At 66.7% G+C, this 11,670-nt stretch carries 11 protein-coding genes; 7 read left to right on the top strand and 4 right to left on the bottom strand.

Annotated elements, in window-relative coordinates:
• Window positions 1–23: 23 nt before the first annotated feature.
• Window positions 24–962, bottom strand: a complete 939-nt coding sequence (locus OHZ10_RS09440; RefSeq protein WP_342702209.1) for a LysR family transcriptional regulator — start codon at window positions 960–962, stop codon at window positions 24–26.
• Window positions 963–1,086: 124 nt separating this feature from the next.
• Here OHZ10_RS09440 and OHZ10_RS09435 point away from each other — a divergent pair, with 124 nt between their 5' ends.
• The 3 genes from OHZ10_RS09435 (at window position 1,087) to OHZ10_RS09425 (ending at window position 3,507) form a co-directional block, all read left to right on the top strand.
• Window positions 1,087–2,103 (top strand): zinc-binding alcohol dehydrogenase family protein, encoded by a 1,017-nt coding sequence (locus tag OHZ10_RS09435; RefSeq protein WP_256084945.1) that lies wholly within the window; start codon window positions 1,087–1,089, stop codon window positions 2,101–2,103.
• 159 nt (window positions 2,104–2,262) lie between these two features.
• Window positions 2,263–2,814, top strand: coding sequence for a DUF6013 family protein (locus OHZ10_RS09430; protein WP_059236731.1), 552 nt, complete (start codon window positions 2,263–2,265; stop codon window positions 2,812–2,814).
• 219 nt (window positions 2,815–3,033) lie between these two features.
• Complete coding sequence (locus tag OHZ10_RS09425; RefSeq protein ID WP_340624156.1) at window positions 3,034–3,507, top strand: PliI family lysozyme inhibitor of I-type lysozyme; 474 nt, start codon at window positions 3,034–3,036, stop codon at window positions 3,505–3,507.
• Between the two features lie 45 nt (window positions 3,508–3,552).
• Here OHZ10_RS09425 and OHZ10_RS09420 read toward each other — a convergent pair whose 3' ends face one another.
• Together OHZ10_RS09420 and OHZ10_RS09415 are read right to left on the bottom strand one after the other, a co-directional pair.
• Complete coding sequence (locus OHZ10_RS09420) at window positions 3,553–4,356, bottom strand: ABC transporter permease (protein ID WP_174991554.1); 804 nt, start codon at window positions 4,354–4,356, stop codon at window positions 3,553–3,555.
• The gene (locus OHZ10_RS09415) at window positions 4,353–5,054 is read right to left on the bottom strand and encodes an ABC transporter ATP-binding protein (RefSeq protein WP_342702206.1); all 702 of its coding nucleotides are present in this window, start codon (window positions 5,052–5,054) and stop codon (window positions 4,353–4,355) included. The genes OHZ10_RS09420 and OHZ10_RS09415 overlap by 4 nt, the downstream gene beginning before the upstream one ends.
• A gap of 152 nt (window positions 5,055–5,206) precedes the next feature.
• Between OHZ10_RS09415 and OHZ10_RS09410 the strand changes: the two genes are divergently transcribed.
• Window positions 5,207–7,504, top strand: a complete 2,298-nt coding sequence (locus tag OHZ10_RS09410) for an AsmA family protein (protein WP_342702205.1) — start codon at window positions 5,207–5,209, stop codon at window positions 7,502–7,504.
• Window positions 7,505–7,510: 6 nt separating this feature from the next.
• Here OHZ10_RS09410 and OHZ10_RS09405 read toward each other — a convergent pair whose 3' ends face one another.
• Window positions 7,511–7,963, bottom strand: coding sequence for a lipocalin-like domain-containing protein (locus tag OHZ10_RS09405; RefSeq protein WP_342702203.1), 453 nt, complete (start codon window positions 7,961–7,963; stop codon window positions 7,511–7,513).
• Window positions 7,964–8,132: 169 nt separating this feature from the next.
• Here OHZ10_RS09405 and OHZ10_RS09400 point away from each other — a divergent pair, with 169 nt between their 5' ends.
• The 3 genes from OHZ10_RS09400 to OHZ10_RS09390 all read left to right on the top strand — a co-directional run bounded on the left by OHZ10_RS09400 (window position 8,133) and on the right by OHZ10_RS09390 (window position 11,663).
• Window positions 8,133–9,725 carry an ABC-F family ATPase gene (locus OHZ10_RS09400; protein ID WP_059234068.1) on the top strand — a complete coding sequence of 531 codons (1,593 nt, stop codon included), beginning with the start codon at window positions 8,133–8,135 and terminating at the stop codon, window positions 9,723–9,725.
• Between the two features lie 192 nt (window positions 9,726–9,917).
• A complete protein-coding gene (locus OHZ10_RS09395) occupies window positions 9,918–10,667 on the top strand; it encodes a hypothetical protein (protein ID WP_342702200.1) in 750 nt (249 codons plus the stop codon).
• The gene (locus tag OHZ10_RS09390) at window positions 10,668–11,663 is read left to right on the top strand and encodes a phosphotransferase enzyme family protein (RefSeq protein ID WP_342702198.1); all 996 of its coding nucleotides are present in this window, start codon (window positions 10,668–10,670) and stop codon (window positions 11,661–11,663) included.
• Window positions 11,664–11,670: the final 7 nt, after the last annotated feature.

Below are 11,670 nucleotides of genomic sequence, written 5' to 3'. Positions count from 1 at the left end.
AACCGTGCGCGGTGCGGCGGTTGTCATCCGTTCGCGCGATCCCAGTACGGGGGATCGCCGAAATGCTCGGCAAGGAATGAAATGAACGCGAGCGTTTTCAGCGGCACATGCGCGCGGCTCGGATAGACGCCCCAGATCGCGACCGCTTCCGCGAACGGGTAATCGTCGAGCACGGTGACGAGCGCGCCGCTCGCGAGCAGCGGTCCGACGTCCCAGGTCGACTTGATCGCGATCCCGAAGCCGTCGACGAGCGCTTCGCGGATCGCCTCGCCGTTGCTCGCGACGAGCCGGCCGCCGACCCGCACGGTCAGCGGACCTTGCGGCGTCGTGAACGACCAGTCGCGCTGGTCGCCGAGGATCACGCACTCGTGCTGGGTCAGGTCGGCCGGATGGCGCGGCGTGCCGCGTTCGGCGAGATAGGCGGGCGAGCAGCACAGCACACGGCGGTTTGCAGCGAGCTTGCGCGCGACGAGCGTCGAGTCCTTCAGCGCGCCGAGGCGGATCGCGACGTCGTAGCCGTCGTCGACGAGATCGACGATCTCGTCGGACAGCCGCAGGTCGAGCGACACCGACGGGTAGCGGCGCAGGAATGCGGGAATCACCGGCGCGACGTGCTGGCGGCCGAACGACGACGACATCGACACCTTCAGCCGCCCGTACGGCTCGCTGCGGCCGTGCCCGACCGACGCGCGCGCGGCGTCGGCGGCCGACAGCAGCGCGTCGGCGCGTGCCATGAAGACTTCGCCGTCCTGCGTGAGGCTGATGCGGCGTGTGGTGCGGTGCAGCAACCGTGCGCCGAGCTGGCGTTCGAGCTGCGCGATGCGCGCGCTGGCAACCGCGGCCGACACGCCGAACTCGCGCCCGGCCGCGGTGACGTTCGCGAGCAGCGCCGCGCGAACGAACAGCGCGACGTCGAGCAGATCGAGCGGCTTGTCGGGAACCGGAATCGGATCGGGCACCATTGTTCTGAAATTCCTGAAAATGTTTCAGGAAATATAGCGGTTTTCTCGAAGGATCGGGTTGCCTACGATGACGTTCATGGGGCTGCGCCGCGGCCCGCCCGGATTCCCTGAAAGGAGTATCGAGATGAAAGCCGTTGGACTGACCCGCTATCTGCCGATCGACGACCCGCAAGCCTTGCTCGACGTGGAACTGCCGCAGCCCGCGCCGGGCCCGCGCGATCTGCTCGTGAAGGTCGAGGCGATTTCCGTGAACCCGGTGGACACCAAGGTGCGCGCGCCGAAGCCGCAGGTCGAGGAGACGCCGCGCGTGCTTGGCTGGGATGCGGCCGGCACGGTGGTCGCGGTCGGCGCCGACGTGACGCTGTTCCGGCCCGGCGACGAAGTGTTCTATGCGGGCAGCATCACGCGGCCCGGCGCGAACAGCGAATTCCACACGGTCGACGAACGGATCGCCGCGTTGAAGCCGCGCACGCTCGATTTCGCGGCGTCGGCCGCGCTGCCGCTGACGGCGCTGACCGCGTGGGAAGCACTGTTCGACCGGCTGCACGTGTCGCCGCAGGGCGCGGACGCCGGCAAGTCGGTGTTGATCATCGGTGGTGCGGGCGGCGTGGGGTCGATCGCGATCCAGCTCGCGAAGACGCTCGGCAAGCTGTACGTGATCGCGACCGCGTCGCGGCCGGCGTCGGCCGACTGGGTGCGTTCGCTCGGTGCGGATGCGGTGGTCGACCATTTCGGCGACCTGCCGGCGCAACTGCGCGAGGCCGGCCATCCGAACGTCGACTATGTGTTGATCTTCAACGACACGGACCGTCATTTTCCTGCCGCGGCGGAAGTAATCCGGCCGCAGGGCGGCATTTGCACGATCGTCGAGAACGGGAAACCGGTGCCGGTCGAATTGCTGAAGGCGAAGAGCGCCGCGTTTCACTGGGAATTCATGTTCACGCGAGCCATGTTCGAGACGCCGGACATGATCGAGCAGCACCGGATCCTCGGCGAAGTCGCGCGGCTCGTCGACGGCGGCACGCTGCGTACGACGCTTGGCGAACAGCTCGGCACGATCAATGCGGCGAACGTACGGCGCGCGCACCAGTTGCTCGAGGCCGGACGCTCGATCGGCAAGCTCGTGCTGAGCGGTTTCTGAAGCCGTCACTCGCGTAAGGTTGCGACGCCGCGAACGCAAGCGGGGTAACACCCGATGCGTTTGCGGCGCATTGCATCCCGCTTGGCGGTAGACTGGCAGCGCATCATGCATCGAAAACCGCGCGGCACGCGCGTGCCGCCGCATTACAAGGAGGTCAGCATGAGCCAACGCAGCTTGTCGGTCGCCGCATCGTGGTCGGTCGTGTTCGCGGCGGCGTGCGTCAGCGCGAGCGTATTCGCGGCGCCGCCGGTCAAGGGCAGCCTGAAGGGCGGCGGTACGGGACAGCTCGAATACACCGTCAAGGTCGACTCGAAGACCTACGGCAATACGCAGGAGACCCGCAAGATCCGCTCGGGCGAGACGGACGATTTCAACTGGAAATCGGTGCCGCCGAGCGGCGCGGTCGCGATGCCGGACGGCTGTCCGAACGCGGACAACCTGCCGCGCGACGCGAACGGCGCGATGGTGCGCCAGACCCAGGTGCGGCTCGCGCCGTCGGTCGATGCGAAGGGCGTCGCCAACGTGCAGATGAGCTTCCAGGCGGCCGCGCCGAAGGGCACGCGCAGCGTGACGGCCGGCGGCAAGTCGCTGCAATGCCCGGACGTCGTGTCGGTGAGCCAGGTCAAGTGGGTGTCGATCCCGACCAATGGCGGGTCGAAGTCCGTGACGATGAGCGACGGCACCAAGGTGACGGTGTCGATCAAGCGCTGAGCGGCGCGCGCGGGCCGGCGTTGGGTCCGGTGCGCGCGCAACGGATTCGGCAGGCGGGGCGAGCAGGGCGGCACGTGAGCGATGCGCGCCGCCATCGCGAGATTTTCCCGCCGCCTTCTTCGCGGGACGGTGCCGCTGCCGTGCGGCAGCGGTGCGTGACGTCATGCAGACGTCACGTTATGCTCGTCCGCATTCTTTCCTTTCCGTCACCCCATCCCGATGAAATTCCGAATGCGCGCGCTGCTGTCTGCGATTGCATTCGTCGCCGTGCACGCGCACGCGGCTGACGATTGCGGTTTCGTGAAGAAGGTCGAGCTGCCGACGCGGCAGCAGGTGGCGGTCGTATCGAGCGGCGCACTCGAACCGTGCTCGACCGGCAGCTACGCGGTGCGCGTGTATTCGACCGCGCATGCCGCGCCCGGCTTCGATACCGACGATTACGTGACGGGCGTGCTGCATGCGCGCGACGGCACGATCGCCGATGCGTTTACGGCGGACCTCGGCGCACGTGCGCCGCAGGCGCTCGTCGTGACGACGCGTTCGGCAGGCAGCGGCGGCTATGTCGGTGCACAGGCCTATGTGACGACACCGCGCGCGGTGCGGCTCGTCGCGTCGGTCGACGGGCTCGCACCCGGCGCCGACATCGCGGCCGCGTTACGGCAGGCGATCGGCAAGCGACGCAGCGCGCACTGAGCGCACTGAGCGCACTGAGCGCACGCCGCGCACCGCCGCCGCGTGTCAGTGCGCGCGCTCTTCGAGCCGCGATGCGAGAAAGCGGTGATCCGCCGAGAACAGCCGGCGATAGGTCATCAGCACCGCGCCGACGGTGCCGAGCGCGGACGCCGCGGCGATCAGGAACATGATCACGATCTGGTAGCGCACGGCCTGCAACGGTGACTGGCCGGCCAGTACCTGGCCCGTCATCATCCCCGGCAGGCTCACGACGCCGACGACGGCCATCTGGTTCAGCGTCGGCAGCATGCCCGCGCGCACGGCCTGCCGCGCGGCGTCCTGTGCGGCTTCCCAGCGCGTCGCGCCGAGTGCGAGCGCCGTTTCGACGCGGTCGCGGCGCGCCGTGAGTTCTTCCATCATCCGCTCGACGCCGAGCGACACGCCCGTCAGCGTATTACCGAGAATCATCCCGAGGATCGGAATCGCGTATTGCGGCGCGAACCACGGATGGATGCGGATCACGACGAACAGGCCGACTGCCGCGACGAACCAGCTGCTGAACCAGATCGACGCGATGCTGTCGATGCGCTGGCCGCGATAGGTGCGCTTGCCGCGCCCCGCGCCGGCGAAACCGGCGATCAGCGTCATCAGCGCGGTGAGCGGCAACACGACGTACCAGTGCGGATGGCCGAACACCCAGCCGAGCACGTAGCCGATCGCGAGCAGCTGCACGACGGTACGCACGGCCGCGAGCGCAAGCTTGCGGCCGAGACCGAGCGACAAGGCCGCCGAAAGCGCGCCGTTGACGGCGACGAGCGCGGCGGCGATGCCGACGTCGACGAGGCTCAGGTCCTGCAGTGCCGGGCTCATTGCGCAGCCTCCATCGGGTTCGCGACATGCATGACGCCGGCCTGCATCACGAGCCGCATCGTGCCGATTCGCGCGGCCTGGGCCGGGTCGTGCGAGATCCACATGTACGCCCGGGCGTCGGGCGCCGCGTCGAACCACGCACCGACGAGCGTCTCGATCGCACGCGCCGATTCGGGATCGAGTGCGGAGGTCGGCTCGTCGAGCAGCAGTACGTCGGGATCGAGCTGCAGCACGCGCAGCAGCGCGGCGATCTGCGCTTCGCCGCCCGACAGGTCGCTCGCGCGTTTGTCGAGAAAGTCGGAACCGCGGCCCGCTTGCGCGGCGAGTGCTTCGGCCCGCGCGCGATCGAACGACACGTCGCGATAGATCGCGAGCGAATACGGATAGCGCAACTGCGATTCGACGGTGCCGTCCATCTGAGCGGGGCGCTGGCGCACGTACGCGACGCTGCGCCGGTAGCGCGGGATCGCGCTGCGCCGGATCCCGCGGCCGCGCCACAGGATGCGACCGCCGTCGAGCGGGTCGAGCAGCGCGAGCGCGCGCAGCAGCACGCTCTTGCCTGACCCTGACGGTCCGGTGATAGCAATTCGCGATCCCGCTGCGAGGCTGAAATCGGTCGGAGCGAGCAGGGTCTTGCCATTGCTGGCGTCGCGGCGGGTAATGCGCTGCGCATCGATGAGGCCGGTGGGGGCTGTCATGTCACAAATGAAAAAAAGCGTTAATAGCGCCGAGAGGTCGCCATGGCGTGCGTCATAATACCGATTGAAAAGCCGCGGGTGTCGTGTGCCGTTCGTCCACGCAAGCGGCCCGACATGGTGCGGCAACATTTCAGAACAACAACGGAACCGCCATGACGCTAACCCGAGCCATCGGCAAATCGGCTGCATGGATTGTCGGTATCGTCGCGGTGCTCATCGCGGCGGCCGGCGTCTTTCTCTTCACGTTCGACTGGAACCGCGCGAAGCCGTGGGTCAACGAACAGGTGAGTGCCGCACTCGGCCGCCCGTTCGCGATCAACGGCGATCTCAAGGTCGGCTGGCGCCGCCCCGACGGCGAGACCGGCTGGCGCGCATGGGTGCCCTGGCCGAGCTTTTCGGCCACCCAGCTCGAGATCGGCAACCCCGACTGGGCGAAGACGCCCAAGTTCGTCACGCTCGATGCCGCGCACTTCGATCTCGCGATCCTGCCGTTGCTCGCGCATGAAATCGTCATCCCGTCGATCGACGTCGTGAATCCGGCCGTCGACCTCGAGCGTCTCGCCGACGGACGCAACACGTGGACCTTCCAGTTCAAGCAATCGTCGCAGCCGTCGCCGTGGAAGGTGCGGCTCGACAGCTTCGGCTTCGCGAAGGGCACCGTCACGTATCGCGATGCGATCGCGAAGGCCGACCTGACCGTCGCGATCGATACGCTCGGCCAGCCGATTCCGCTCGGCGACGTGCTGAAGGAACAGGAGCAGACGTCGCGCGAGGCATCGGCGCAGCGTGTCGGCAAGCGCGGCGCCGCGCAGTTGAGCGCGAAGGCCAATGCGGAAGCCGCGTCGAGTGCTTCCGCGGCGCAGGCGGCGAGCGCGGCAGCGTCGTCGGGCGCATCGGCTGCAACCTCGGTTGCGTCGGCGGCTCCCGGTTCGCCTGGTTCGTCCGCTTCTTCGGTTGCTTCCGCATCGACGGCTGCCGGCGCAAGCGGCGCTGCCGCGCCTGCGAAGCCGTCCGGTCCGACCTATGCGTTCGGGCTGAAGGTCGACGGCCGCTACAAGAACGTGCCGATCAACGGGACCGGCAAGCTCGGCGGCGTGCTCGCGATCCAGGATACGTCGCGGCCGTTCCCGCTGCAGGCCGACGTGAAGGCCGGCGACACGCGGCTCGCGATCGTCGGTACGCTGACCGATCCGACGCATCTCGCGGCGCTCGACCTGCGGCTGTGGCTGCAGGGCACGTCGATGTCGCACCTTTACCAGCTCACCGGCATCACGCTGCCCGATACGCCGCCTTATGCGACCGAAGGGTGGTTGATCGGCAACTTCAAGCCGCACGCGAGCACGTTCCGCTACGAGAATTTCAACGGCCGCGTCGGCGGCAGCGATCTCGGCGGCACGCTCACGTATGCGCAGCGCGAACCGCGGCCGAAGCTGTCGGGCGAACTCGTGTCGAACCTGCTGCAGTTCTCCGATCTTGCCCCGGTGATCGGCGCCGATACGGCCGCAAGCAAGGCCAAGCGCGGCGACACGACGCGCCAGCCGCCGGACCGCGTGCTGCCGGTCGAGACGTTCCGTACCGACCGCTGGCGCGCGCTCGACGCGGACGTCAAGTTCACGGGCCGCAAGCTGGTCAAGAGTTCGAACCTGCCGATCACGAACCTGTACACGCACATCGTGATGCAGGACGGCGTGCTGTCGCTCGAACCGCTGCAGTTCGGCGTCGCGGGCGGCACGCTCGCGACGACCGCGCATCTCGACGGCAGCGGCACGCCGCTGAAGGGCCGCTTCACGGTGGCCGCGCGGCACCTGAAGCTCAAGCAACTGTTCCCGACGCAGAAGGTCATGCAGTCGGCGCTCGGCGAAATCAACGGCGACGCGTCGCTGTCGGCCACCGGCAACTCGCCGGCCGCGCTCGCCGCGACCTCGACCGGCGAAGTGAAGGCGCTCGTGACGGACGGCCGCATCAGCCGCCTGCTGATGGAAGCGGCGGGGCTGAACGTCGCCAACGTCGTCTACGAGAAGCTGTTCGGCAACAACGACGTGAAGATCAACTGCGCGGCGATCGACTTCGTCGCGACCAACGGCATGCTCAATCCGAAGGTGTTCGCGCTCGACACCGACGACGCGCTGATCAACGTCGACGGGCCGATCAACCTGCGCGACGAATCGCTCGACCTGAAGATCCATCCGCATACGAAGGGTTTCCGGATCTTCTCGCTGCGCTCGCCGCTGTATGCGAAGGGCACGTTCAAGAACCCGAAGGTCGGCGTCGACGCGGGCGCGCTCGCGCTGCGCGCAGGCGCGATGGTCGGGCTCGGGCTGATCAACCCGTTCGCGGCGCTGATTCCGCTGATCGCGCCGAGCAACAACCGCGACGTGCCGTGCTCGGAGCTGTTCGGGCAGATCAACGCGAAGGCAGCACAAAAGGCGGCCGCGAAGGCCGGCAAGTGACGGGCGTCAGCGGCCCGCGCGCACCCACAGCAGCAGGACGTCGACCTCCCGGCCGTCGAGCCGGACCGGTGCGGCGGGGCCGAGCTGCAGGCGATCGCCGTCGAGCACGGCGACCCGCTGCTGGACGTTGCCGACCCAGTTCGGGAACAGGCTGACGTCCATTTCGTGGGTCAGCGTGCCGTCGTCGGCTACCTGAAAGGGGCCGGAATAGGCGATGTAGCCGCGGGCGGCCGCCGCGCACGCTTCGTCGGTACCGTGGTGCGGGTCGCCGTCCGCGTAGGGCGGCCGGCCGGCGGCCATCAGCTGGGCGGACATATAGCCGTCCGACGTATAGAGAATCCAGCCACGCGCATCGCGGCCGAGCGGATAGACGGCCGGGCTGCCGTCGCGCGGGCGGACTTCGTAGGATACGAGGCGCCATGCGCCGACGAGTTGTTCGCGAAGCGGGCTGGCTGGCATGCGGGATTCCGGTAGGCGGCGATGGGGCGCGTGTCGTCGTGTTGGCGGGCCGCCGGGCGGAGGGCCAGATGGCCTGGAATACGTTGCCCGGGCGGTGCGGTCGGCAGTTTCTCCGACACCTGCTAAAATACACGGTTTTCCGTCGATTTCTCTCTTAACGGGACCTGCCGTGCTTTCTACTGCCAACATCACGATGCAATTCGGGCCAAAGCCCCTGTTCGAGAATATCTCGGTCAAATTCGGCGAGGGCAACCGCTACGGTCTGATCGGCGCAAACGGCTGTGGCAAGTCGACGTTCATGAAGATCCTCGGCAGCGACCTCGAGCCGAGCGCCGGCAACGTCGCGCTGGAGCCGAACGTCCGCCTGGGCAAGCTGCGCCAGGACCAGTTCGCGTACGAAGACGTGCGCGTGCTGGACGTCGTGATGATGGGCCACACCGAAATGTGGGCCGCCATGACCGAGCGCGACGCGATCTATGCGAACCCGGAAGCCACCGACGACGACTACATGCACGCCGCCGAACTCGAAGGCAAGTTCGCCGAATACGGCGGTTACGACGCCGAGGCACGCGCGGGCGCGCTGCTGCTCGGCATCGGCATCGAGGAGAAGTTCCACAGCGGCACGATGAGCGACGTCGCGCCGGGCTGGAAGCTGCGCGTGCTGCTCGCGCAGGCGCTGTTCTCGAAGCCGGACGTGCTGCTGCTCGACGAGCCGACCAACAACCTCGACATCAACTCGATTCGTTGGCTCGAGCAAACGCTCAACGAGTACAACTCGACGATGATCATCATCTCGCACGATCGTCACTTCCTGAACTCGGTGTGCACGCACATGGCCGACATGGACTTCGGCACGCTGAAGGTTTGGCCGGGCAACTACGACGACTACATGCTCGCATCGGCGCAGGCGCGCGAGCGCCAGGCCGCGGCGAATACGCGTGCGAAGGAGCGGGTCGCCGAACTGCAGGACTTCGTGCGCCGCTTCTCGGCGAACAAGTCGAAGGCCCGCCAGGCAACGAGCCGCGCGAAGCAGATCGACAAGATCAAGATCGAGGAATTCAAGCCGTCGTCGCGCCAGAATCCGTTCATCCGTTTCGAGTTCGAGAAGAAGCTGCACAACGTCGCGGTGGTCGCTGAAGACATCACGAAGAAGTACGAGCGCACGATCTTCCAGAACTTCAACCTGTCGGTTCAGCCGGGCGAGCGCATCGCGATCATCGGCGAGAACGGTGCGGGCAAGACGACGCTGCTGCGTTCGCTGCTCGGCGCGCTCGCGCTGGAGCACGGCACGGTGAAGTGGTCCGAGAACGCGAATGTCGGCTACATGCCGCAGGACACGTACGAGGAGTTCCCGAACGACATCACGCTGATGGACTGGATCGACCAGTACCGCAAGGACGGCGACGACGAAACGATGGTGCGCGGCACGCTGGGCCGCCTGCTGTTCTCGTCGGACGACATCAGGAAGTCGGTGAAGGTGCTGTCGGGCGGCGAGAAGGGCCGCATGATCTGGGGCAAGCTGATGCTCGGCCGCCACAACGTGCTGCTGATGGACGAGCCGACCAACCACATGGACATGGAGTCGATCGAGTCGCTGCAGATCGCGCTCGAGCAGTTCGAAGGCACGCTGATCTTCGTGTCGCACGACCGCGAATTCGTGAGCGGGCTGGCGAACCGGATCATCGAAGTGAAGACGGACGGCAACCTGTTCGACTTCGGCGGCAATTACGAGGAGTTCCTGACGAGTCAGGGGCAGGAATAAGTGTCCTGAGTCGTACCTGAGCCGATGTATCCGGGAGCCCGCCAAGTTGTACTTGGCGGGCTTTTTCATTTCCGCTTGCGGCGATGCCCGCCCGCATCGCGCATTCCCGTTTCGTCTGCTCAATCGACTTCGGGTAAATTACCCACCGAACGCCAATCATCATTCCCCATTTCGACCCGGAGCCGCTCCTCAATGCCGGACCATCCTCTCCCGCTCGACCTGTCCGGCCTTGCGCAAAGCCTGTATGCGCAGGGCACCGAGGAAAGCATCCTGTCGCGCCTGATGGAGCGGATCGTGCCGACCAACCGCTTCTGCGTCGATATCGGCGCGAGCGACGGGCTGCGCAACAGCAACACCGCGCGGCTGCTGCGCGAGCAGGATTGGGCCGGCGTGCTGGTGGAAGGCAGCGCATACCGGTTCGGCAAGCTTGCCGCGCACTACGCAGGCGCGGAGCGCGTGCGCCTGCACCACGACCGCATCCAGCCCGACACGGTCGATCAACTGCTCGCCGATGCGAATACGCCGCTCGACTTCGACCTGCTGTCGATCGATATCGACGGCAACGACTACTGGGTCTGGCGCGGCCTGCAGGCGTTCAAGCCGCGCATCGTCGTGATCGAGTACAACCCGTACTACACGCCGCCCGAGCGCTGGGTCATGTGCTTCAATCCGGACCACGAATGGGACGGCTCGACCTATTACGGCGCGAGCCTCGAATCGCTCGTTCGTCTCGGCCGGCAGAAGGGTTACGAACTCGTCTGCTGCGACGACATGGGCAACAACGCGTTCTTCGTGCGACAGGACCTGTATCCGCTGCTCGGCATCGCGAACAACGATCCTTCGGTGCTGTTCCGGCCTGCGATGTACAAGCTGCGCTATGTCGGGCACAACACGTTCCTGACCGGTCATCCGTATCGGCACGGGCCGGCGGAGCATATCTGAATGGGCTCGCTCGCCGTCACCTTCGACGAGATTCGCGATGCCTATGCGCTTGGCCGCAGCGCCGCGCCGCGCCGGGTCAGCGAACGCGTGTGGCATCTGCCGAATGACGGAGGCGGTGGTGTGGCGGTCAAGCTCTACGCGTCCGAACACCATGCACGCGCGATCAAGGAGGCCGCCGTCCTGGCGCACCTTGAAACGCACGTCGACGCACGGTTCCACGTGCAGACGCTGAAGCGCACGACATCCGGCGAACCGCTATGGACGGGGCAGGGTTCGCACGCGATGCTGACGCGCTGGGAAGCCGGGCAGTTCAGAACGTACGACACGTTTTCGCCGGCTGAATGGGATGCGCTCGGCGCCAGCCTGGCCGCGTTGCACCTGAGCCTCGAACAGCTGCATCTGCCATCGCTCGACACGATCCGTGCGCGGTTGACTGCGATCGACGCAGATGAAGTACGCCGCAGCCTGCTCGACGCACTGAATCGCGCACGCTCGAACGACAGCGCCGCGAACCTGTACCACTACGTCGACCTCGCGCTGCGCATGCTCGACCGCTACTACCCCGGCAGCATCGAAAGGTTTCCCGCCGACGATCCGCAGCACCCGATCCACAACGACTACAACCAGTTCAACTATCTGTTCACGGGCACGCTGCCGCCGCTGATCCTCGATTGGGAAGCGTCGATCGGCGCACCGCGCGAATACGAACTGGTGCGGTGCCTGAATCATCTGCCGCTGGAAGCGCCGCAGCTGGCGGAAGCGTTCGTGCGCGGATACCAGGGGGTGCGTTCGGTGAATCCCGCCCGCATCGCATGGGCGGTCGATGCCGCGTGCCTGCAGCACGCGCTCAAGCTCTGGATCGTGCAAGGCTGGCTCGACGATCCGTCGCGCTCCGCGTCGCACCTGAATGGCGCGGTGACGATGGCGTCCGCGATGGTGGACGCGCGCGACCGTCTGGTCGATTTCTTTTCCCGTTGCGTCGAAGCAGGAACCTGAAGTGAGA

The organism is Burkholderia arboris (genome assembly GCF_038723655.1).
In the GTDB taxonomy this organism is placed as follows: domain Bacteria; phylum Pseudomonadota; class Gammaproteobacteria; order Burkholderiales; family Burkholderiaceae; genus Burkholderia; species Burkholderia arboris.
The sequence above is the reverse complement of the archived record's forward strand: the minus strand, read 5'-3'. Positions and strand labels throughout refer to the sequence as shown.